Annotated in this window: 26 protein-coding genes; 13 read left to right on the forward strand and 13 right to left on the reverse strand. The window is 49.7% G+C overall.

The annotated features are described in order from the left end of the window. The first annotated feature begins 177 nt into the window (after positions 1 to 177). Positions 178 to 1089 (forward strand): ParM/StbA family protein, encoded by a 912-nt coding sequence (locus H9X86_RS00375; RefSeq protein ID WP_204899633.1) that lies wholly within the window; start codon positions 178 to 180, stop codon positions 1087 to 1089. Positions 1090 to 1094: 5 nt separating this feature from the next. Continuing rightward, positions 1095 to 1520, forward strand: coding sequence for a hypothetical protein (locus tag H9X86_RS00380; protein ID WP_204899634.1), 426 nt, complete (start codon positions 1095 to 1097; stop codon positions 1518 to 1520). A 38-nt stretch (positions 1521 to 1558) separates the two neighbouring features. Here the strand turns inward: H9X86_RS00380 and H9X86_RS00385 are convergent, their stop codons facing one another. Then, entirely contained in the window at positions 1559 to 1894 is a 336-nt protein-coding gene (locus H9X86_RS00385) for a helix-turn-helix domain-containing protein (RefSeq protein WP_204899635.1), read from the reverse strand. 131 nt (positions 1895 to 2025) lie between these two features. Here H9X86_RS00385 and H9X86_RS00390 point away from each other — a divergent pair, with 131 nt between their 5' ends. Next, complete coding sequence (locus H9X86_RS00390) at positions 2026 to 2574, forward strand: SLOG family protein (protein WP_243416756.1); 549 nt, start codon at positions 2026 to 2028, stop codon at positions 2572 to 2574. Between the two features lie 54 nt (positions 2575 to 2628). On the opposite strand, the gene H9X86_RS00395 is transcribed toward H9X86_RS00390, so the two are convergent. The 3 genes from H9X86_RS00395 to H9X86_RS00405 all read right to left on the reverse strand — a co-directional run bounded on the left by H9X86_RS00395 (position 2629) and on the right by H9X86_RS00405 (position 6377). Next, a complete protein-coding gene (locus tag H9X86_RS00395; RefSeq protein ID WP_430736076.1) occupies positions 2629 to 2778 on the reverse strand; it encodes an AraC family transcriptional regulator in 150 nt (49 codons plus the stop codon). Between the two features lie 112 nt (positions 2779 to 2890). Continuing rightward, the gene (locus tag H9X86_RS00400) at positions 2891 to 4615 is read right to left on the reverse strand and encodes an ABC transporter ATP-binding protein (RefSeq protein WP_204899637.1); all 1725 of its coding nucleotides are present in this window, start codon (positions 4613 to 4615) and stop codon (positions 2891 to 2893) included. Then, the gene (locus tag H9X86_RS00405) at positions 4608 to 6377 is read right to left on the reverse strand and encodes an ABC transporter ATP-binding protein (RefSeq protein WP_003509372.1); all 1770 of its coding nucleotides are present in this window, start codon (positions 6375 to 6377) and stop codon (positions 4608 to 4610) included. Before H9X86_RS00405 ends, H9X86_RS00400 begins: the two co-directional genes overlap by 8 nt. Before the next feature lie 126 nt (positions 6378 to 6503). Between H9X86_RS00405 and H9X86_RS00410 the strand changes: the two genes are divergently transcribed. The 10 genes from H9X86_RS00410 (at position 6504) to H9X86_RS00455 (ending at position 13599) form a co-directional block, all read left to right on the forward strand. Next, the gene (locus H9X86_RS00410; protein WP_003500068.1) at positions 6504 to 7121 is read left to right on the forward strand and encodes a TetR/AcrR family transcriptional regulator; all 618 of its coding nucleotides are present in this window, start codon (positions 6504 to 6506) and stop codon (positions 7119 to 7121) included. Between the two features lie 137 nt (positions 7122 to 7258). Next, on the forward strand, positions 7259 to 7846 hold the full coding sequence (locus tag H9X86_RS00415) for an MptD family putative ECF transporter S component (RefSeq protein ID WP_204899638.1): 588 nt from the start codon (positions 7259 to 7261) through the stop codon (positions 7844 to 7846). Continuing rightward, positions 7846 to 8577 (forward strand): energy-coupling factor transporter transmembrane component T, encoded by a 732-nt coding sequence (locus H9X86_RS00420; protein ID WP_204899639.1) that lies wholly within the window; start codon positions 7846 to 7848, stop codon positions 8575 to 8577. Before H9X86_RS00415 ends, H9X86_RS00420 begins: the two co-directional genes overlap by 1 nt. Positions 8578 to 8589: 12 nt before the next feature. Further along, positions 8590 to 10092 carry an ABC transporter ATP-binding protein gene (locus H9X86_RS00425; protein ID WP_204899640.1) on the forward strand — a complete coding sequence of 501 codons (1503 nt, stop codon included), beginning with the start codon at positions 8590 to 8592 and terminating at the stop codon, positions 10090 to 10092. Beyond that, a complete protein-coding gene (locus tag H9X86_RS00430) occupies positions 10082 to 10456 on the forward strand; it encodes a metal-dependent transcriptional regulator (RefSeq protein ID WP_204899641.1) in 375 nt (124 codons plus the stop codon). The genes H9X86_RS00425 and H9X86_RS00430 overlap by 11 nt, the downstream gene beginning before the upstream one ends. Before the next feature lie 756 nt (positions 10457 to 11212). Further along, entirely contained in the window at positions 11213 to 11626 is a 414-nt protein-coding gene (locus H9X86_RS00435) for a sigma-70 family RNA polymerase sigma factor (RefSeq protein ID WP_243416757.1), read from the forward strand. Then, positions 11616 to 11798 carry a helix-turn-helix domain-containing protein gene (locus H9X86_RS00440; protein WP_006573903.1) on the forward strand — a complete coding sequence of 61 codons (183 nt, stop codon included), beginning with the start codon at positions 11616 to 11618 and terminating at the stop codon, positions 11796 to 11798. Before H9X86_RS00435 ends, H9X86_RS00440 begins: the two co-directional genes overlap by 11 nt. 204 nt (positions 11799 to 12002) lie before the next feature. Then, complete coding sequence (locus tag H9X86_RS00445) at positions 12003 to 12482, forward strand: MGMT family protein (RefSeq protein WP_204899643.1); 480 nt, start codon at positions 12003 to 12005, stop codon at positions 12480 to 12482. A 204-nt stretch (positions 12483 to 12686) separates the two neighbouring features. Beyond that, on the forward strand, positions 12687 to 12890 hold the full coding sequence (locus H9X86_RS00450; protein ID WP_006573901.1) for an antitoxin VbhA family protein: 204 nt from the start codon (positions 12687 to 12689) through the stop codon (positions 12888 to 12890). Next, the gene (locus H9X86_RS00455) at positions 12883 to 13599 is read left to right on the forward strand and encodes a Fic family protein (RefSeq protein WP_204899644.1); all 717 of its coding nucleotides are present in this window, start codon (positions 12883 to 12885) and stop codon (positions 13597 to 13599) included. The genes H9X86_RS00450 and H9X86_RS00455 overlap by 8 nt, the downstream gene beginning before the upstream one ends. A 40-nt stretch (positions 13600 to 13639) precedes the next feature. Here H9X86_RS00455 and H9X86_RS00460 read toward each other — a convergent pair whose 3' ends face one another. The 9 genes from H9X86_RS00460 to H9X86_RS00500 form a co-directional block, all read right to left on the reverse strand. Continuing rightward, the gene (locus tag H9X86_RS00460; protein WP_346011397.1) at positions 13640 to 13996 is read right to left on the reverse strand and encodes a winged helix-turn-helix domain-containing protein; all 357 of its coding nucleotides are present in this window, start codon (positions 13994 to 13996) and stop codon (positions 13640 to 13642) included. A 93-nt stretch (positions 13997 to 14089) separates the two neighbouring features. Beyond that, a complete protein-coding gene (locus H9X86_RS00465; RefSeq protein ID WP_204899645.1) occupies positions 14090 to 14731 on the reverse strand; it encodes an ABC-2 transporter permease in 642 nt (213 codons plus the stop codon). After that, positions 14724 to 15467: an ABC transporter ATP-binding protein gene (locus tag H9X86_RS00470; RefSeq protein WP_204899646.1), complete on the reverse strand. Its 744-nt coding sequence runs from the start codon at positions 15465 to 15467 to the stop codon at positions 14724 to 14726. Before H9X86_RS00470 ends, H9X86_RS00465 begins: the two co-directional genes overlap by 8 nt. Positions 15468 to 15484: 17 nt before the next feature. After that, positions 15485 to 15718: an AbrB/MazE/SpoVT family DNA-binding domain-containing protein gene (locus H9X86_RS00475; protein ID WP_058966928.1), complete on the reverse strand. Its 234-nt coding sequence runs from the start codon at positions 15716 to 15718 to the stop codon at positions 15485 to 15487. A gap of 163 nt (positions 15719 to 15881) precedes the next feature. Then, the gene (locus H9X86_RS00480; RefSeq protein ID WP_082669688.1) at positions 15882 to 16097 is read right to left on the reverse strand and encodes an AbrB/MazE/SpoVT family DNA-binding domain-containing protein; all 216 of its coding nucleotides are present in this window, start codon (positions 16095 to 16097) and stop codon (positions 15882 to 15884) included. 178 nt (positions 16098 to 16275) lie between these two features. Beyond that, positions 16276 to 16581, reverse strand: coding sequence for a winged helix-turn-helix domain-containing protein (locus H9X86_RS00485; protein WP_346011400.1), 306 nt, complete (start codon positions 16579 to 16581; stop codon positions 16276 to 16278). Positions 16582 to 16713: 132 nt separating this feature from the next. Continuing rightward, positions 16714 to 17424 carry a hypothetical protein gene (locus tag H9X86_RS00490; RefSeq protein WP_204899647.1) on the reverse strand — a complete coding sequence of 237 codons (711 nt, stop codon included), beginning with the start codon at positions 17422 to 17424 and terminating at the stop codon, positions 16714 to 16716. Continuing rightward, entirely contained in the window at positions 17417 to 19600 is a 2184-nt protein-coding gene (locus tag H9X86_RS00495) for a hypothetical protein (RefSeq protein WP_204899648.1), read from the reverse strand. Before H9X86_RS00495 ends, H9X86_RS00490 begins: the two co-directional genes overlap by 8 nt. After that, on the reverse strand, positions 19597 to 20457 hold the full coding sequence (locus H9X86_RS00500; RefSeq protein WP_204899649.1) for an ATP-binding cassette domain-containing protein: 861 nt from the start codon (positions 20455 to 20457) through the stop codon (positions 19597 to 19599). The genes H9X86_RS00495 and H9X86_RS00500 overlap by 4 nt, the downstream gene beginning before the upstream one ends. Between the last annotated feature and the right edge of the window lie 124 nt (positions 20458 to 20581).

Genomic DNA, 20581 nt, shown 5'->3' on the forward strand with positions numbered 1-20581 from the left:
AAAGCAGCGCCGCCCCGGTAGAGTCGAGGCGGCACTGTTCTTCTATTTTAGTACGAAGCAGTAGCCGTGGTCCCGCATGATAAACATGGGTTTCAAAAAATATGCCTTCGCCTGTTGAGAAAGGCGTCATCCAGGCGTAAAGGATATGTATAAAGCAAAAAAAGGAGGCATTCACCTATGTTAATTGGTGTCGATCATGGCAATAAACAAATCAAGACGGTTCACTGCGCCCCGTTCGTTTCTGGCCTGCAGCAGAGCTTGACCCGGCCGTTCGGGCCGAGCCTGCAATACGGCGGCAACTACTATACGCTCTCCAACGAGCGCATTCCTTACCGCAAGGACAAGACTGGGGATGACCGCTTCTTTATCCTCACCCTGATTGCGATTGCGGAGGAATTGACGGCCCGCGGCGTTGACGAGAAAGAACTGTACCGTATCCAGCTGCCGGTGGGGCTGCCGCCGGCCCACTTCGGCGCCCAGGCGGAAAAGTTCACTGCCTATTTCCAGAAGAAAGGGATCGTAGAATTCCAGTACCGGGACAAGCACTACGCCATCAGCATTGATGATGTGGCCTGCTATCCCCAGGCCTACGCGGCGGCGGCCACCATGCTCCACACACTGATGAATGAGGCCAAGGCGGTAGTGGTGGACATTGGCGGCTTCACGGCAGACTATCTGCTGATGAAAAACGGAAAAGCTGACCTCAGCTCCTGTGATTCGCTGGAAAACGGCGTGATCCTGCTTTACAATAAGATCAGGTCCAGGGGCAACGCAGAATTGGATCTGCTGCTGGATGAGGGGGATGTGGACGCCATCCTCACCGGCAAGCAGACGCAGTACCCGCCGTCGGTAGTCCGATTGGTGGAGCAGCTGGCACAGGAGTTCGTCAACGACCTGTTCAGCACCCTGCGGGAGCGGATGCTGGACTTGCGCTACTGCACGGTGGTCTTTGTGGGCGGCGGCGCCATTCTTTTGCGCCGGCAGATTGAGGCATCCGGAAAAGTGGGTAAGCCGTTGTTCGTCTCCAATATCAACGCCAATGCAGCCGGATATGAGTATCTGTACCGCCTTGAAGCTGCGGGCAGGTGACAGCTATGGCGGCCAAGAAAGAACGAGGGCGTTTTTCCCTGCGGTTCAATATCAGCGACCCAATCCATCTGGCAACGGTCGAACTGCTGGAAAAACAGCCTGACCACGGGAAAGCACAGTATATCGCCAATGCAGTCGTTTTCTACGATACTCACTTCGCGGATGATCCACAACCGTTAAGAGCAGCGGCACCGGCCATAGACCGGGCCGCCATTGAAGCCATCGTGCGTGAGATTCTGCTCCAGGAGACGAGGCACTCTGAAAAGCCTGCCGCCGCCTGCCCGGATGCAGAAACAACAACGGCCCCGGTGCCGCAGGAGCGGACGCCGGAGCCGGAATATGTGCCGGAGCTGGGAGAGGAACCGGAGGCAGATGATGCGATCCTCGGCCTGATCTCCAGCACAATGGAAGCTTTTCGCCAGGGGAGATGATATAAAAAGAGGTATGAGGGCTGCATTGCCGCTGGCGCTCATACCTCTTTTTCTTCCTGTATAGCCGCGATGAAGTTGTCGATAATATTTTCCAGGTGTCGGTATTGGCAGGGAGTCAACGACGAGACCTTTTGATTGAGCAGGCGTGTGTCGCCTTCCATGACTTGACCGCGCAGGAGATAGTCTGTGCTGATATCAAGCGCATCACAGATCTTCAGCATCGTTTCAGGCCGCATGGCTTTTGTGCCCAGCTCCGCAGTCGAAACGGTCTGGGGCGTGACATGCGCCATCTTGGCCAGAGCCTCTTGTGTCAGTTTTAGTTGTTTGCGCCGGTCCAGTATCCGCTGGCCCATTTCTTTCAAAAGTTCGCCCATTCGCAACCCTCCATGCTATAGCTATATTTTATCCGCTATAACATAAAAAATTAAGCGGCCATAGTTGAACTTACTCAGCCATAGCAAGTATAATGGGCTATATTGAGAAAAAAGTTTCTGGAGGAGATGAGATGTCCAAGCTTTACTCGTGCGCGATTACCAGTCAACGGCCTACTCGGTTCAAATTTAAGTACCAGGAATATATGACTTCGTGCAAGCGCCTAAAGAAGCGGCTGCATGATGTTTTTGCGGAATTGTACCGGCGTGGTGTGCGCCGGTTCTATGTTGGTGGGGCCCTTGGTGTCGATCTATGGGCCGGCGAGATCCTGCTGGAAATGCGCAGGCAGGAAGAGTACCAGGGGCTGGAGATCGTGCTGGTCTACCCGTTCCCGGGCCATGATGAGCGATGGGACCCGAAGAGCCGGGAACGGCTGTGCCATCTGAAGGAAAACTGCGACCAGTTTGTAATGGGCAGCAAGATCGTGGGCGCCCAGGGGTATCGGGAGCGCACTGCCTACATGGTAGAACACGCTGATTGTCTGGTTGCCGTGTGTGATGATGAACTTGCTGGCCCGAGCGGCGTGGAGGCGGCGCTGCGGATGGCAGAGGTGAGGAAACTGCCGATGGTGTTGATCAATCCGAACAGCGGAAAGATAGAATATCTTCATACCATGAAATAGATATATATAGTGAGGACTACTACAAATTACATGGCAGCCCTCACTTTCATTTCTTTATGTCGATTTTTCTAAATTCTCCTGGTAAAATCCTGTGCTATTTCTAAATAACTCTGCAAAATGACTGGATGTGGAATATCCTGCAGTTTGAGCAATTTGGCTTATTGTTAGATTGGTGTTTCCGTGAAAATACTCCGCCTGGCTCATTCGCCGTTGCTGGATGTATTCGGTGATAGTGCAACCGGATAAGCATAGTATAAGAAAGGCCGGAATTTGTCGCCATATGGCGATAAATCCCGGCCTTTATCACGCTATGTAATTAAAGCTGCCATCCAGCAGATTCAAGTTTTAGATTTAAGAAGTTTCTATAAATTCCTTCTTGTGAAATCAAAGATTGATGAGTTCCCTGTTGAGCAATTCTACCTTGATCTATTACAATGATTTGATCTGCGTTTTTCACTGTACTTAAACGATGGGCAATCGAAATCAAGGTTTTGTTTTTCGTCAGTTCTGCAATCGCAGATAAAAGTGCCTGCTCATTTTCCGGATCAACGCTGGAAGTGGCCTCATCCAAAATAATAATAGGTGCATCTTTAAGAATCGCTCTGGCAATAGAAATTCGTTGCTTCTCTCCGCCGGAAAGTGTAGAGCCTCCCTCGCCGATGATTGTATTGTACCCATCTGGCAACGCTGAAATAAAATCATGGCAGCAAGCACGTTTTGCGGCAGCTTCTACTTCCTCGTGGGTAGCATCAGGCTTTCCGAATTTGATGTTGTTTTCGATAGAATCGTGGAAAAGATATACATTCTGAAAGACCATGCTGATATGCTCCAAAATACTATCCGCAGTATAGTTTTTTACATCCTTTCCGCCAATTCGTACAGCGCCATCCTGCACATCCCAAAACCGGGCAATTAAATTACACAAAGTTGTTTTTCCACTTCCAGATGGGCCAACAATAGCACAGGTGGTATGTTCTGGAATGTTCAGAGAGATGTCATGGATGATCTGCCGCTTGTCATAGCCAAATGATACATGATCCAGTGTTATATCGTAGTGGGAAGTTTCTAATTTGTCTGTGCTGGTGTCCATTTGCGGTATATTGGTGACTTCTTCTAACCGATCCAGTTCTGTGTTGATTTTCTTGCTCAAAAAGGCGCTGTTTCCCATTGTTTCTAAGTCAGAGTACACAGTAAACGCGCAAAACAGGAAAGTCAAGCAGTAGGGCAAACTTATTTTTCCAGCCATAAAAAGCAAACCCGCCGCAGCAATCAGTACACAGCTCATGAGCTTATAGACCAGAATATAAAAACGGAGAACCCCGGCCGTAGCCTTTTCCTGCCCATAATCTGCATCCCACTTTTTTTGAAATGCGCTGCGTACTTCTCGTTGTCCTTCCTCACCTTTGGAGAAAGAGCGTAGAACAGAAATCCCTCGGATATATTCCATTGATTTGCTCACCAGATTTTCCTGTGCTTCTTGATAAATGGGAGCATACTGCGCGGCTCTACTGCGAACCCAACGAAGAACAAGTAAACCTAATAATAGTCCGATCAGACTCAAAATGGCAATAATTGGGTTGAAAAAGAACATCATAATTGACATGAGAGCTGCCATAGCAACACCGCTTGTCATCTGCTCGATTGCAAGCATGGAGTAACCCTCTAAATCAGCAATCGTCGTAGTAAGTATTGTCTGAATAGTTCCTAAATTTTGCTCTGAAAAGTAGCCCATAGGAGCCTGTTTCAATTTTTCTCCTATTTCCAGACGATAATCACGGAAAATATCATATCCCGTTCCACTCATGGTACGGTCATACATCCATTGGAAGAAAAAGCGTCCGATAACACTTCCTAATTCAACACCAAAGGCTTGTAGGATAATAGTAGGTGTAAGATTTTCTAAATGTAATAAAATCCAAAAAACACCGAACATCATAAAACCATTGAAAAAGGATTTGAGAATATTAAATGTGATGCCAACGATGATTTTCTTTCGGCTTCTACCCGCAATCTTAAAAATCCGGCGTATCATTTCAAGCATGGTTTTCCACTCCTCCTTTCAAGTCTGCTTCTTCTATGGTTCCGGCATAATCTTGCCACATCTTTTGATAGATGGGGCATTCCCGGAGAAGTTCTTCTTGTGTCCCACGGCCTGCAATATTTCCGTTTGCCACAACCAGAATTTGATCGGCATTGCGAATCGTATTCAAACGGTGCGCTACAACAATCAATGTCTTTCCGGCCACTAATTTGCTGATTGCCTGTTGAATTAGCGCCTCATTTTCTGGATCAGCATAGGCAGTGGCCTCGTCTAAAATGACTACGGATGACGGTTTTAGCATGGCCCTCGCAATCGTAATACGTTGGCGCTCCCCGCCAGAAAGTCGGTCTCCGGCATCACCGGCCAGTGTGTCATATCCCTGCTCTAACTGCATAATAAAGTCATGACAGTTAGCAGCTTTTGCGGCATCTTCTACTTCTTCATCTGTTGCTGCCGGATTACCCATGCGGATATTTTCCCGAATGGATTTGTCGAATAGGAAATTGTCTTGTGCCACATAACTGATTTCACCCATCAACTGCTCAAAAGGGATTTGACGAATATCCTGGCCGCCGAAACGCACAGAGCCAGAAGTCACATCCCAAAAACCAGCCATCAGTTTTGCAATCGTGGATTTACCAGAACCGGAAGGCCCAACAATAGCCGTCATAGTGCCGGGTCTGGTTTGAAAAGAAATACCGTGGAGAACTTCGGTTTCTTTATAGCCGAAATGTACGTCCTCAAATTGGTAAGTACGTTCTCCCAAAGATACAGGTTCAGAGGGTCGGACAAGTTCCGGGGTTTTTAGGAAAGCGGTTACTTGCTCCAAATTACCTTTTATCATGCTGACTTGCTCCATCGCCTCGGACACTTTCATCAATGGAGCAACGAACCCCAGCGGAACTACTAAAGATATTAAAAATACGGGAAGTGAAAGCGTTCCTTCCATGTAAAGCCATGCGCCTACTGGCAATGTACCCAAAAGAGTAGAAGGCAGGACGGCTCGTGCCGCTGCATTCCAAAACCAGCATTGACTCCACCACTCCATTGTAGAATCGTGAAAATAGTTGACAGACTTTGAGTATTTTCCATAAGAGGATGCAGAACGGTTAAACGCTTTAATGACTTGAATGCCGCTGACATATTCTACTAAGGAGCTGTTCATATCATTGGCAGAGCGCATATAGTTTTCCATTCGAGGGCCATAACCGCGCATCATAGCAGCGAAAAAGAGAATGCCCAGTGGAATTGTGATTAGGGATGCAAGCCCCATGCGCCAGTCCAGAATGAAAATCAGGAGAATACTGCACAACGGCGCTGCAATATTCGATGGCAGCTCTGGCATAAAATGAGCCATAGAATCCTCTAACTTTGCAACATTATCTACAATTAGGTTTTTGAAAGTTCCCGTAGGCGTTTCCAGCATAACGCCCATTGGGACTTTTGCCATCCGATCTGTAATTGCTTCACGGATATTTTTCAAAATCGTGAAGGAAATTTTGTGGGACATAAGAGAAGATCGCCATGTGAGAAGCATTTTTATAAGCTGACATATGGCGGCTATTCCACTAAAGAACAAAACACGCTGTATGGTGGCTGTACCGCGGTAGAGTTCATCCGCCAACAGCGCCACCATTAGGAATGGTACGATACCAAACATTTCCCCTAACACAGCAAGAAGAATGGAAATACGCATTTTGCTGTTTCTCTCGCCCACAAAAGCAAAGAGTTGGCGGATTGCACCCGGTTCTTTATTTGGCATAAGAAAGCCTCCTTTCGAGCAACTGAAAATACAAGGAGGGTATTGCATTTTCGATGGCATCGTGATATAATCTGAATTACGGTGTAATATTACAGTGTAATTCAAGTATAGGATGGAGGGATGGAAATGTCAAGGGATTTTCAGCAGACCCATGAAAATCTTTTGGCCTGTGCAAAAAAGCATTTTCTGGAAAATGGTTTTGAACGTGCCAGTATCCGTGAAATCTGTAAGGCCGCCCATGTGACAAACGGGGCATTTTACAATCATTTCGAGGACAAAGAGGCTTTGTTCGGCGCACTTGTCGAACCAGTGGTTCAGGCGGTATCTGAGATGTATTCCGATTCTGTCATCAAGCATTTTGAATTAGCTCGGACGGATGAATTAAAGCAACTCTGGAAACTGTCGGAGGACACGATCCGCCAGATTATCGAATACATTTACGAACATTTCGATGTATTCAAACTGCTGCTGATGCAGTCTGCGGGGACAAAATACGCTTCTTTCCTGGATGATGTGGTGCGTTCCGATGTTCGGGAGACACAAAAACTAATTGCAGAACTGAAAGAACGCGGTGTTCCCGTACATGATTTGGAGGATGACGAGTGGCATATGCTTGTTCATTCTTACTATTCATCTATCGCAGAAATTGTCTTGCATAATTATCCGAAAGATGCCGCGATAAAATATGCTCATACATTGGCCGCTTTTTTCAGTTCCGGCTGGCAAACTGTTTTGGGGATTTGATCCCCAAAATTTTTGACTGGTAGTTAGCAGAATCTAACTGATTGAATAGGAGGTGGCCTGTATAAACAACTTCTGTATAAAATAGCTTTTGTTTCTTACGAGTATCAGATAAATTATGTAGAAAGGACTTTTTGAAAATGGAAAATACGAATAAGCTCACAGGTAAAGACCTTATTAACGTCGGCATTTATTCTGCCATGACCCTTGTTATTTTCTTTGTTGTCGGATTGCTGACCTCATTGCCGGTAGTGTACCCGTTTTTGTTCCTGATCTGGCCGATTGTTTGCGGTATTCCCATGATGCTGTATTACACAAAAATCAGGAAATTTGGAATGCTTACCATTACCGGCATTATTGGTGGTATTTTCTTCTACCTCATTGGTTATGGGTGGATTGGTCTACTCGGCTGGTTTCTCGGCGGCCTTTTAGGTGATGTAGTGCTTAAAATTGGTGGCTATCAAAAGTTCAAGGTAACTGTTTTGAGTTATGCTTGCTTCTGCCTCGGCATTATGGGGTGCCCAGCCAACCTTTGGTTTGCGGGAGAAGCCTATTGGGAAAACATTCATACTTCTATGGGGGATCAATACGCTAATACGCTGCAATCCCTGATGCCATCGTGGATGCTGTATGTGGGCTTTGTGCTGCTGTTTGTAGGGGGTATTCTGGGCGCACTTCTGGGACATAAGATGCTGAAAAAACATTTTGAAAGAGCGGGCATTGTGTAATGGAACAGTTGCAGGCCGTTGTAGAAACACGAAGTGGCTTTCGTTTAGACCCCCGGACAAAGTTGCTGCTGATGGCTGTTGTTGCTACTGCGGAATTTCTATATAGCCACACCGCATTTATGATTGCGGTAGCCTTAATCCCATTTGTGTTGCTTTTAACGAACAGGCAATATAAAACGGCCATTATCTTTTTCTGCTTATTTACAGCAGGACTGTTCGTGCAAGCAGTTCAAAACTCCATTCAATTTCCTATGGTTATCAATATGCTGGTGGTTCTGCTGGTGGGTTTAGTGCTGCGATTATTTCCTGCCTTTGTTATGGGTGCATATATCATTAAATCTACTACGGCCAGCGAGTGCATTACTGCGCTAGGACGAATGCACATTGGACGGCAGATCACAATACCGCTCTCTGTCCTGTTCCGTTTCATTCCCACTATGCAGGAAGAATCCGCCGCTATAAAGGATGCCATGCGGATGCGTGAGGTGCAATTTGGAACGAAAAAGTTTTGGCAGAATCCAGCCGCTCTCATTGAATACCGTTTTATCCCTTTGATGATTTCGGTAGTCAAGATTGGGGACGACCTCTCTGCGGCTGCCCTGACACGCGGATTGGATAATCCTGTCCGCCGAACCAATATTACCAAAGTCGGTTTTACCGGCTGGGACTTGATAACGGTGCTGATTGCCGGAACCGCGCTGATAATTACATACTTTTTTAGTCCGTGGTAAGGGGGTGTAGGAATGATAGAGTTAAAGGATGTTTCTTTCACTTATGAGAGTGGAGAAACGGAGAATAGCCTAAAACACATTGATCTCACAATCCATGACGGAGAAACAATTTTGTTCTGTGGGGAATCGGGATGCGGCAAAACAACCTTGACCCGCTTGATTAACGGTCTGATTCCGCATTATTACACGGGCAAGTTGGATGGGAAAGTGTTGCTGGACGGTAAGGAATTAAAAGACTACCCTCTGTACCAAATCGGACAGAGGGTGGGTTCGGTGTTTCAGAATCCGCGAACACAGTTTTACAACGTAGATACAACCAGCGAGATTGTGTTCGGGTGCGAGAATATGGGATTGCCGGTTCCTGAAATGACAAGGCGCCTTGAAGATACTACAAAGAGCTTGAAACTGGAAAAGCTGTTAAACCGAAGCCTGTTTGCATTGTCAGGTGGCGAAAAACAAAAAATTGCCTGTGCCTCGGCGGATGCGATCCATCCAGATATTTTTGTGTTGGATGAGCCTTCCTCAAATTTGGACATTGCAACGATTGAAGATTTAATGCAAGCCATTCGCCATTGGCAATCCGAGCAAAAAACTATTTTGGTAGCGGAACATCGGCTTTATTATCTTGTTCCTTTAGCTGATCGCATTATCTACATGAAACATGGAGAAATCAGCAAGGAATTTACAAGGCAGCAATTTCAATCACTGTCCCCCGAAACTTTACAGGAAATGGGACTACGCGCCCTTGATCCATTCAACCTTCCACCGGAGGCCAAACCAAAAACGAAACCACCGACTTTACATATCAAGGACTTTCGATTTTCTTATGATAAACACGGCCCCCTTATTGTGGACATTCCCGATTTGACGCTGCCACAAGGAGAAATCATTGGAATTATTGGGAATAACGGCGCGGGAAAATCCACATTTGCTCGCTGCCTGTGTGGATTGGACAAACGGGCTTTGGGTGAGTTAGAACTTAATGGACATTCTTATCGTGCAAAGCAGCGGTGCCACATATCTTACATGGTTATGCAAGATGTAAACCACCAACTGTTTACCGAGGATGTGTTGGATGAATTGCTTCTTAGTATGGACGGTGAGGACGAAAAAGAAAATACAGAACGGGCAAACCAGATTTTATCCAGCCTTGATTTAGCAGATAAAATCAAACTGCATCCCATGTCTTTATCTGGCGGGGAAAAGCAACGGGTAGCGATTGGAAGTGCTATCGCCTCAAATAAGGAAATCCTTGTTTTTGACGAACCGACCAGTGGCTTAGACTATTTCCATATGGTAGAGGTGTCTGATAATTTGAACCGCTTAAAAGACATGGGGAAAAACCTATTCCTGATTACCCATGATCCTGAATTGATTTATAAGTGTTGTACTTATCTTCTGTTTATTCAAGAGAATAAGGTGCTATGGCATCGGCCAATGGATGATGAAGCAATCAAACTCTTACGGGCATTTTTCTCACATGAAAAAGGAGCAGATATAACCAATGCGTCTTAGCAAAACGCTTCATGCGTCCGGGGAGGACTACCTGGAAACCATCCTTGTTCTCCAAAAGAAACGCGGTATGGTGCGCTCCGTGGATGTTGCCCGGCACATGGGATTCACCAAGCCGAGCATCACCCACGCCATTACAACACTGCAGACCGGCGGATTTGTCGAGCGGGACGAGGAAGGCTTCATTCGCTTGACCGATGTGGGCCGCGAGGTGGCCGAGCGCACCTATGAGAAGCACTGCTTTTTCACGGAAATGCTCATAGAGGCCGGCGTGGATCAAGAAACGGCTGAGGCCGATGCCTGCCGGATGGAACACGCCATCAGCGAGAACAGTTTTCAGCACCTGAAGGTCAAGCGCCAGGGATAAATCTTATTTAGAAAGGGCGGGCAGAGAAAATAGATCTTTGTCCGCCCCTTTTCTCTGTGTCAAAGCTGCGAGATTTTTGACGGAAACAACTGGCTGATGGGAAAAATTACCGTTCAGTCAAAATCCAGTGATCTTTGCCATTTACACTTAATGTGGCATTTTGAAGCCATATACGGGTAGAAAGGACGGGAGGGATGTCTATGAGACGGAGAAATCAAAATAGCAGAGGTAATTTTAAGTTACAACAGGCGGTCTTATTCCAGAGAGAATGAGGCCGCCTTTTCTTTTATAATCCGACAAAAATCAACAAAGTTTTCGGAACAACACTGCACCTAAGATGATTGGCAGGCCCGCCGCCTGCTTGTAGCAGCGGCATCGGGCTCGTGTGCAAAGTGTGGTTCAGATGGCAGGGAGCCAGAAGTGCATGATGGAAAGATGGATCATGCACATAAAGAGGTCCGTCCATCTGCTTACATTTCGACACACAGCTTACTTTACAATACGGTTCTTCCGTCGCCCTTTTCACGGGAGCAGGCGGGAACATCGCAAATCGAGCGATAAGCCTCCTCCTGCGGGCGCTGGAAGTAATGACGGACTTCTTTATGTGTATCACACGGCCGGCAGCTCACCTTTGCGGTGTGCGGCTGGCCGCGTTTCTTTATATGGCAAGAAAAGACGCCCGTTAGTTCGGTGCCGGTCTCCGCCAAAGGTTCAAGAATTCCCTAAAAATTCTTGAACTATTTGGAGGATAAGGCCATGTGGCAACGAAATAATGGACGAGCAGAGGAAGAACTGCAAATCAAGTTTACAGGTTACTTAATCCAGGCGGTCAGGCGAACCCAGCGGGATTATCTGAAGGTCCTTTATGCGTACAGCAATCAGGAGACCTTGACGGATACGATCTTTGCTGTGAGCCAGACGCTGGAGCAGGAAGTGATGGAGCGGCTGCCCCTCTGGGAGAAAATCGAGAGCAGCGCGCTCCTGTATGCCTTGAAACAGCTGGACGAGCGGGAACGGTATGTGTTCCTGGCCCGCGTGCTGGACAAGCGCCCATTCGATGTGATCGGTGTGCAACTGGGATTGTCGTATAAGGGTGCGGCTGCGGTGTATTACCGGGCCATTCGGAAGTTGAAGAAGAGCATCGAGGGGGTGAACGGATATGACATTTGAACAGATGCTGCGGCGAGCCAAGGACGGTGACCATGAGGCCATCACAAGCATTTTGCTCATGTATCGGCCCCTGCTGCTCAAGTATGCCGTGATCAACGGCAGACTGGACGAGGATCTGTACCAGGAGTTGTGCATCACGCTGATGCGGGCGATTGACCTGTTCCGGATTTAAGTCTATGAGAAAGGCCCTGAGATCACCGTCTCAGGGTCTTTCCCGTGGGCTTAAAATGGACTTGACGCTCAAACTCCTTACGCTGTAAGCTGTTCCGCCCAGCAGGTTTATTCAGATGCAGCAATACTTTTTAAATTATTCTCAAACTGCCTCATTGCATGGAAAAGTTTACTCCACTATAATTAAGACAGGAGGTGTTGAGAGATGGCAAATGAAGATAAAAAAGATTTTAATGCAATGCTACACGATAGCAAGGATATGCCTAAAGTTCAGACCATTACTGATCAGAAAAGCATTGAGAAATATGGCGGAAACAGAATGTACTTTGCCCCACCGATTGACTATGACAAGGTGATGAAACAAATTCCTTACGGTAAAGTAATCACTGTCGGAAAAATCCGTGAATATTTTGCTGAACTGAACGGGGCAGATTTCACAGAGCCTATCACAGCCGGGATTTTTGTATCTATTGCAGCATGGGCGAGTTACCAGCGTTCCGAGGATGAAACCCCGTATTGGCGAACCTTAAAGGCAAATGGGGAATTGAACGCAAAATATCCCGGCGGTATAGAAGCACAAAAGGAAAAGCTGGAAGCAGAAGGTCACACAATTATTCAGAAAGGACGCACAAATATAAAATATTTCGTAAAGGACTATGAAAGTGTTCTTTTTGACTTGAAATAAGAAGTTTTAATTTGCTAAACGTATTATTATCAGACCGGCCAGCCCTAAATTATCGAAACTGAATACCAGCCGGCCATCGGCGGCACCACCGAGCAGGAAACCATTGAGACCCGCTGCTAATTCAGCAAGATTCGCATTGGCCTGTCCTATTGGCAACAGGGCCTGCTCTGTGTTATACTAAAATCAATAGGAGGTGAAGGCGCTATGAGTCCATTGGAAAAGAAACGGATTGCAGCGGTCAAGACGGCCGACGCCATCAACGCCATTGAGGGCGCGCCGATTTCCAGCTATGCACGGTCGCTGTCTGCCAGCTGGGCCCGCGGTGAGCTGACGGGCGAACAGATGAAGCAGGCATTGCTGGCACATCATCGCCGGATTGCGGAGCAGGAGCGCCAGAGCCGTGTCTGACCCGTACCTGTATGAAGATGTGCCTGTCTTGAAAAATAAGCTGGGCATCAAAAATGAGCAAACACTGGATCGCATCGAGGCCGAGCAATCCAGAGCAAATATGATGTTGTTATACGAACAGGGCTTTCAGGACTTTTCTCCAAATGGCCTACGGGAGATCCACCGATGCCTGTTTGGCGACATTTACGAATGGGCCGGCCAGTACCGCATCATCAATATCGAGAAGCGGGAGAAGCTGCTGGCAGGCCGAAGCGTTTGGTACAGCAATGAGGACCGGATAGAGGAAGATCTCGACGAGGCGTTTGGACGGCTGAGAAATGCTCACTGGAACGGCATCAGCCGGGAGCAATTTGTTCACCAGCTTACCAGCCTTTTCCCGCCGATCTGGCAGGTGCATCCCTTCCGGGAGGGCAATACCCGAACGGTTGTAATGATGATGACCTTTTTTGTGGAGCATCATGGATACTCTATGGATCAGGAGCTGATGGCTGCCAGTGCCGCCTATGTCCGCGACTCTTTTGTGATGGCCTCCCTGGATCAGTTTTCAGAATTTGAGCATTTGGAGCGCATTTTGCTGGACGCTGTTTGTGATGAACCGATTGATTACAGCGAGGAAAGCCTGGAGGAGCCTGCCGAAGTACCGGAAAAATATCGCAAATACCAGAAGGAGCCTTGTGTACCGGAGCCGCATTACCGGCGTGAGGAATAAAAGGAGCGCACAGCGGAAGAAGATCCGTTGTGCGCTTGCTTCATTTTGGTGAGATGCCTGGGGCAACGAATTTGTAACCGTGCCCCCGCACTGTTTCGATGATGCCAGCCCCCAGCTTGCGGCGGAGCTTGTAGACCATGCTGGAGATCCCCGTCCAACTGGCGTCAAAGGAGTCTGCGGCGACGGCCTCATAGATTTGGCGGGCGGTGAACACCTGCCCCGGCCGGCAGGCCAGCAGGAGCAGAATATCAAACTCCATTGGTGTCAACTCCACCGTTTGGCCGACCTGCCATACCAGCCTGCGCTGCGGGTCGATCTGCAGGGAGCCAAAGAGCAGCGGCGTGTCTGCGGAGGTGGCCACCGTGGAGAAATCTGCGACAGAAGCAAGGGCCGTCACGGTGTTTGCAAAGATGGTGTCCTCGCCGTCACTGAAGGATAAAATTATAAACTTCCCAAGTGGATCACCTCCAAGTATAACAAGGCACTTTAGTTACAGGTCAACAAGTTCAAAACGCTTCGATGCAACGCGATAGGTCAAAATGTTGCTGATAATATAGATCAAGATACCGATGCCCAATATGGGAAGCTGCCTTATCAAATCGCCTGTCTGTAAACTGTCAAGCCATGTAAAGGACGGCAGATGTACGCTGTATTCCATCAACGCGATTACCGCAGTTGCCGGGATAATGGCAATTACAAACGCTTTGCCTACTTGGTATGCAGACTGAAAAAGCACAGTTAGGTACAGAAAGTTAAATATGGCATAGACAATCAGGCCAAAGCCAAAGTATGCCACATTCGCCTCAATGCCAACAGGATTGCCGTCAGGGAGCGTCCACAAGCGGATGATTGAAAACGGTATGCAGATAATAAGTTGTGCAATCTCGATGCTAACGAACAGCAGGCATTTACTTTTTACCACATGGCGCTTTTTGATGGGAAGCGTAGCTGTGTAAAAGGCGTCGGAATTTTCTCTGGCAAATTGGGAGGTAAAATATAGTCCGAGGCAACCAAAGAAAAAGATCATGCCATACGGATATGCGGGAACCAGAAGCAGTGCCCCGATCAGCAGGAACAGATAGACAACGGAATGTACGGCAAGGTGCCACTCTTTATAGAGTAAATTAGACATTATAAGTCCCCCTTTCATTTCTCACCATGATTTCCTCCAAATTCAGGTTATCTTCGCCGGGAGCTTTCAGGGATTGGAAAGCCTGAATAAAGGAAGCCTTATCCGCACTGGCGATGATTTCACCATTTTTGATATAGGTTATATCGTCAGCGCATTTGTCCAAATCCGAAGTGATATGCGTAGAAAATAAAATGCTTCTTTTCCCGTCCTTTACCAACTGCTGAAAAAGCTCCAACAAATCCTCACGGGCCACAGGGTCAAGGCCGCTGGTCGGTTCATCGAAAATAAGCAGTTTGGCGTCGTGCGAAAGCGCAAGGGCAATTAAATATTTCACCTTCATGCCTTCTGAAAGCTGCTTTACCTGTTTTTGTTCGTCGAGTTCAAACATAGACATATATTTTCGGTATGCGGTATCGTCCCAGTTTTGGTAAAAACGCTTCGTCACGCCGGTAATCGTTTGCAGTTTTTTGTCTTGGTAAAACTGAATACTCCCTAAAACAACACCGACATTTTGTTTGCAGCTTTCTTCATCCTGCCGGAAATCGTGACCGAGCATTTTAATACACCCTTTGTCCGGGCAAACCATGTTGAGCATGGATTTAAGCGTTGTACTTTTGCCAGCACCGTTTTTACCGATCAGGCCCATAATTCTCCCTTGCTCCAAAGAGAACGAAACATTCTTCAATGTGAATTTGGGGTACTTTTTCGTCAATCCCTCTACTTCAAGCAATCTCATAAAATCCTCCTTAAAAATTAGTTAGGTGATGTGCGGAAAAGATCGTCAAACAAATCACCAACCATATCAAGCGGTTGAATGGCGATACCGAGGGAGCTATCAGCTCGCATCAGGAGCATATCACCCGGTTTAAGGTGCAAAAGCTGTCGTGCCTTTTGCGGTATGACAATCTGACCTTTTGAACCGACTTTGACGGTAGCCATGTAACGGTTTTTCCCGACAGATGTACTATTCTTTTTTTCTTCTGTCATCCGGTTTCCTCCTTTTTATGGTGTTACAAGTTTTACTTGTAACACCATATTTGCATTATAGCGCGTGAGGCGGTGAAAGTCAATACAAGTTTTACAAGTTTTACTTTTACGGCAAAAAAACACCGCGCCTCGAAATGAAGCGCGGCAATATATTCTCCATAAATTATTTCTTTCCCGGAAACAGATTTTCAAACATTTCATTCGTGGTATTGAATGTTTGGATAGCAATACCCTGTTCGACATCGGCCAACATCAACAGCATATCGCCCGGCTGGATATTAAACATATCCCGAACCTCTTTCGGGACAATGATCTGTCCTTTCGGCCCGACTTTGACCGAAGTAACAAACTTTCCCTCTACTGGCTTTTCCTTTCCCATTGTTTCACTTCCTTCCCAGAGAGCATAGTTTTACTTGTAGAAAAAAGCTTACCATAAAGATGGAGTGAAGTCAACTAATCCCGGATTATTTAACAAGGTATAAAAGAACCTAATTTATCTAATATTACAGCAGCGCCGCCCCGGTAGAGCCGGGACGGCGCTGTTCTGCTATGTTCTGCTATTTAGGTGCGAAGCGGTAGCCGTGGCCTCGGACGGTTTCGATGATACCGGCGCCCAGCTTGCGGCGGAGCTTGTAGACCATGCTGGATATCCCCGTCCAGCTGGCGTCAAAGGAGTCCGCTGCAACAGCCTCATAAATTTGACGGGCAGTGAGTACCTGCCCTGGTCGGCGGGCCAGCAGAAGCAGAATATCAAACTCCATCGGCGTCAGCTCCACCGCCTGGCCGGACTTCCATACCAGCCTGCGATGCGGGTCGATTTGCAACGAGCCAAAGAGCAGCAGTGCGTCTGCGGAGGCGGCCACTGTGGACAAGTCTGCGACTGAAGCAAAGGCCGATATTGCTTTGCTAAAAAGGGCTTCTTCATCGTCCCTAAACGATAGAATTATAAACTTCCCATGCAGCTCACCTCCAATCGTTCAATTTCTCCCCGTTTCTTATCGTTTGGATCGTGCGGGGCGAACCATCAACAGGACGATGCCCGCGGCCAACAGTATGCACTGAACGATCAGAACTGCGGCCGGCATAGAGAAGGCGGGGTCTAAAGTACCAAGTGCTAGAGGGTACTTGCTGAAAAAATGTCCGTTCCAGATTCCCAGGGCGTCGGGCAACGGCAAGGCCATACACAGGAAGGGTACCGCCATCCACACATACACCAGCCAGGGCCGGATCTGCCCCAGCAGCCAGCCGCTCCCCAGTGCGAACACCATGGCGGGAAGAAGGGTCGCCAGAGCCGGGAGCAGAAGACTCCCCCAGCCGTACCGGTGGAACATACGGCCGTAGAACACCGCCGCCTCTCCCATGCACAGCAGACTCAGCAGAACGCCGCCCGTCAGGGCCGCGGCGCACCGGACCAAAGCATATTGCTTGGGCGGCATCGGCGTAGCGTCCATGAGAACTGCCGCCCGCCGGGCCTTGGGCGAGGTATAAAAGGTCAGAAAGAACAGCATCCCGATCCACAGCAAAGGCAGCATGCGGGAGAGATAATCCCCAAAGCTCCAGGGGGAAAAGGGGGCGGTGTGGGATACCCCCAGGATAGTTACGGCATGGAGCACCAGCGCCCCGTAGAGAAGCAGCACAACCGCCAGCCCGATAAAAAACTTGTTCCACAGCAGCCTGCGGCATTCATATCGAAAAATCTTACTCAAGGTTCAAATCCTCCTCCGTCAGCCCGCAGGCATCTAAAAATTCCTGGTAGGTCAGATAGGGATACATGGGGTCCAGTTCCCGGTTGAACAGATCATGGAGGATCTGATCCATGGCCTCCTCGCCGCCCACCAACTGCTCCGCTTTCCAAATTTTCAGGGGCATCTCATTGTACTGCCGAACCTGAGACAGACTATTGGAGATGGCAAGCTGCACCTGCTCCGGCAGCATCTCCAGATATTCAGGATTGCGCACATAGAAGTTCAGGTAGTAGTCATCTACCGCTTCCTGCCACTGATCCACATAATGCTTTTGGGCATATTCCTCGCCGTACAGCTCCCTGACGATACGGTAGGTGGTGTAGACAGTCAGGCCCTCGGCGGACCAGGGGCTGGTGGAATCGGAGGTATCAAACATGTTGCCCAGGCCCCACCACTGATGGACCAGCTCGTGGATCATGACCTCACCGGTGCCGCCGCCCTTTTCGGTGTTCCCCAGGTTGGCGGCGGTAAAGTCCGCCTCATCCAGCAGGCTGGCCCCTGTGGTGGCGTAGCCGCCGCCGGCTACCCGGCTCTGGATGAGCTTCAGGGTCTCCCCGGTTCCGAAGGAGAGGGAACCATAATGCTCGGTACAGTAGTCCACCACTTCCTTCACCGCGTCTACAGCTTTGGCAGCCTCCATGACGGCCTGATGCTTGCGGCCGTAGTAGAACTGGATGGTCATGCCGCCGGCCTCGATGTCCTCCCGGATATAGTCCCCGGCGTAGAGAATGCCGCCGGCGCCGTTTTGTTCATACCGCCATGTTCTGGTGCCGTCCTCGTGTTTCGCGACGACCTTGGCCTCGCTGGAGCCGAAGGGGATCGCCAGCATATTTTCCGGCAGGGTGATCTCAATTTCAGCGGGATAGCCGGCATCCCCGGGCATGACATTCATCACACGGGGCGAGAGGGCCGAGTTTTCCAGGCAGAGGTATTCGCCGCTCAGCTCCTTGCCGCCCTGCATGGTGGGCAGGCTCTCCTGGGGGAAGCCGCTGTACTCCATGGTCAGCTCCACGTCCTCCTCTGCGGGAATAGTGACTTCCAGCAGAGCCTCGTTGTACTCCTGGTAGTCGCTCACCGTGAAGGGAACATCAGCGCCATTGGCTTTCACATTGGAGATGGCGTAGCCCGGGTTGATGCCGAAGGAGACGCTCTGCTCCTGGCCGGAGGTGTTCTGGAACTGGTAGGAGGCCCGGCCCGTCACAGTGCCGGCATCGGTGTCCGGAAACACCTGGGCGGTGCGGCGGACAAAGGTGACGCCCTCGGCATAGGGGATCTCATAGAAGGACATCACCGTTAAATCCGGGTTGCTGTGGTCGATAAAGGGCTGAGCGGCATAGGCGGCGCCGGAACAGGCCAGCAGCGCCAGGGCGATCACCGGGCGGTAGAGCCGCCGGACGCTCCGGGCCAGGGAGCCGAACACGTCCTTCCCATACTGCCGGATGCAGAGATAGGAGACTGTCCAAACCCCGGCCAGTGTAAGGAGCCAGGTGAAACGCATCCAGGCCACCGACCGAAATACACGGAGGTTGGAGAAGTCATCGGACAAAGCCCACACGCAGGGGTTGAACCAGCATAACTGCCATTCCGCTGCCCACACCGTCAGGCTCAGGGCGCAGAAGGCGATAAACAGGACGATGGACAGATCCGCCCGGCGGGTGAACTGGTAGGCTGCGGCCGCCGTCAGGATGCCCAGGGGCAGCGCCAGCCCCATGAACAGCAGATAGGCCAGCACATAGTTTGCTCCGGTGAACACGGAGCCGATCAGCCCCGTGCTGATGGGCAGCCAGACCAGCATCGTGAGGCCCACCGTCAGCACCGCGGCCGTCAGCAGGGCCAGCAGGCGGGTCAGGGCCGTGGTCAGAGGGGACACCACCGCGTCGGTGAGAATGTCCACCCGGCTGCGGCAGGCCCGGTCCAGTTCAAAGATGGTCAGCAGGCCGAAGAGGATGGCACCGGCCACACCGCCGGCAATCGCGGGGTTTGCCAGATACATGGAGAGCATGGTGGTGGAGGTGGCGGGCTTGTAGAGCACCAGCCCCAGCACCGGGGAGAGGACCGTCAAAGCCATCATCAGCCAGGTCAGGCGGCTTTGCAGCAGCCGCTTTAGTTCCAGGGGAAAGAGCCGCATTGTCTTCATTGTACCGCCTCCCTGGAGATCAGATAGAGGTAAGCATCCTCCAAAGAGGGCTCCTCCGCCTGGGCATAGGGCGGCAGCTTGTCCGCCACGGCCCGACAGCGGATGCCCTGGCTGGTGTTTACCCGGGCGGTGATGTGCAGCCCCTGCTCCAGCGTCTCGTCCTTCTCCCAAAAGACGCCCACATGGCCGGCAGCCGACTGGATCAGCTGCTCCGGTGTGCCGGTGAACAGGATGGTTCCGTGGTGAATGACCACGATCTGGTCGCAGACCGACTGCACATCCTCAATGATGTGGGTGGAGAGAAGCACCAGATGCTCCTCGGCGGTGCGGGAGAACAGGTTGCGGAAATGGATGCGCTCCTCCGGGTCCAGCCCCACGGTTGGTTCGTCAAAGATCAGGAAGGGGGGATTCCCTAACAGAGCCTGGGCGATGCCCACCCGCTGGCGCTGGCCGCCGGAGAGGGTGCGGATTTTGGATTTTGCCTTTTCTTCCAGATTGACCGCCTGTATTGTCTTTTGAATTGCGGCCTTGGGATTCGCAATCCCCTTGAGTGCGGCCATGTAGTCTAAAAACTGGGTGACCGTCAGCTCATCGAACAAACCGAAGTCCTGGGGGAGATAGCCGAGACTGGCCTTCAACTGGTTCTCGGCCTTGCTTAACGGCATCCTGTCCACCAGGATGTTCCCCCCGGTGGGCTGCAGGGCTGCCACCAGCAGCTTCATCAGGGTGGATTTGCCCGCCCCGTTGGGGCCCAGCAGGCCGATGAGGCTGGGGGATTTCAACTCCAAGTTCAGCCCCTTTAAGGCCTGCTTCCCGCTGGGGTAGGTCATACTGACATTTTGAATCTTGATTTCCATATTGTCGGATTCCTTTAAAGATACATTTCAAAGGCCGCCAACTACCCGCTGGACGGGGATTTTTCAAAATTTCTTTTGCCTTAGTAATCCGGGCAACAGGATTTTGGCAACCGACGGGGCAGAG

Source organism: Pseudoflavonifractor capillosus (assembly GCF_016902575.1).
Taxonomy (GTDB): domain Bacteria; phylum Bacillota; class Clostridia; order Oscillospirales; family Oscillospiraceae; genus Enterenecus; species Enterenecus capillosus_A.

Excerpts from the sequence above, each read along its gene's own strand:
- H9X86_RS00430 (WP_204899641.1), top strand. The coding sequence starts at position 10,082 with ATGCGTCTTAGCAAAACGCTTCATGCGTCCGGGGAGGACTACCTGGAA.
- H9X86_RS00495 (WP_204899648.1), bottom strand. The coding sequence starts at position 19,600 with ATGAAGACAATGCGGCTCTTTCCCCTGGAACTAAAGCGGCTGCTGCAA.
- H9X86_RS00415 (WP_204899638.1), top strand. The coding sequence starts at position 7,259 with ATGGAAAATACGAATAAGCTCACAGGTAAAGACCTTATTAACGTCGGC.
- H9X86_RS00395 (WP_430736076.1), bottom strand. The coding sequence starts at position 2,778 with ATGAGCCAGGCGGAGTATTTTCACGGAAACACCAATCTAACAATAAGC.
- H9X86_RS00400 (WP_204899637.1), bottom strand. The coding sequence starts at position 4,615 with ATGCTTGAAATGATACGCCGGATTTTTAAGATTGCGGGTAGAAGCCGA.
- H9X86_RS00470 (WP_204899646.1), bottom strand. The coding sequence starts at position 15,467 with ATGAGATTGCTTGAAGTAGAGGGATTGACGAAAAAGTACCCCAAATTC.
- H9X86_RS00410 (WP_003500068.1), top strand. The coding sequence starts at position 6,504 with ATGTCAAGGGATTTTCAGCAGACCCATGAAAATCTTTTGGCCTGTGCA.
- H9X86_RS00480 (WP_082669688.1), bottom strand. The coding sequence starts at position 16,097 with ATGGGAAAGGAAAAGCCAGTAGAGGGAAAGTTTGTTACTTCGGTCAAA.
- H9X86_RS00465 (WP_204899645.1), bottom strand. The coding sequence starts at position 14,731 with ATGTCTAATTTACTCTATAAAGAGTGGCACCTTGCCGTACATTCCGTT.
- H9X86_RS00390 (WP_243416756.1), top strand. The coding sequence starts at position 2,026 with ATGTCCAAGCTTTACTCGTGCGCGATTACCAGTCAACGGCCTACTCGG.
- H9X86_RS00385 (WP_204899635.1), bottom strand. The coding sequence starts at position 1,894 with ATGGGCGAACTTTTGAAAGAAATGGGCCAGCGGATACTGGACCGGCGC.
- H9X86_RS00380 (WP_204899634.1), top strand. The coding sequence starts at position 1,095 with ATGGCGGCCAAGAAAGAACGAGGGCGTTTTTCCCTGCGGTTCAATATC.
- H9X86_RS00500 (WP_204899649.1), bottom strand. The coding sequence starts at position 20,457 with ATGGAAATCAAGATTCAAAATGTCAGTATGACCTACCCCAGCGGGAAG.
- H9X86_RS00375 (WP_204899633.1), top strand. The coding sequence starts at position 178 with ATGTTAATTGGTGTCGATCATGGCAATAAACAAATCAAGACGGTTCAC.
- H9X86_RS00435 (WP_243416757.1), top strand. The coding sequence starts at position 11,213 with ATGTGGCAACGAAATAATGGACGAGCAGAGGAAGAACTGCAAATCAAG.
- H9X86_RS00425 (WP_204899640.1), top strand. The coding sequence starts at position 8,590 with ATGATAGAGTTAAAGGATGTTTCTTTCACTTATGAGAGTGGAGAAACG.
- H9X86_RS00445 (WP_204899643.1), top strand. The coding sequence starts at position 12,003 with ATGGCAAATGAAGATAAAAAAGATTTTAATGCAATGCTACACGATAGC.
- H9X86_RS00405 (WP_003509372.1), bottom strand. The coding sequence starts at position 6,377 with ATGCCAAATAAAGAACCGGGTGCAATCCGCCAACTCTTTGCTTTTGTG.
- H9X86_RS00475 (WP_058966928.1), bottom strand. The coding sequence starts at position 15,718 with ATGACAGAAGAAAAAAAGAATAGTACATCTGTCGGGAAAAACCGTTAC.
- H9X86_RS00450 (WP_006573901.1), top strand. The coding sequence starts at position 12,687 with ATGAGTCCATTGGAAAAGAAACGGATTGCAGCGGTCAAGACGGCCGAC.
- H9X86_RS00420 (WP_204899639.1), top strand. The coding sequence starts at position 7,846 with ATGGAACAGTTGCAGGCCGTTGTAGAAACACGAAGTGGCTTTCGTTTA.
- H9X86_RS00440 (WP_006573903.1), top strand. The coding sequence starts at position 11,616 with ATGACATTTGAACAGATGCTGCGGCGAGCCAAGGACGGTGACCATGAG.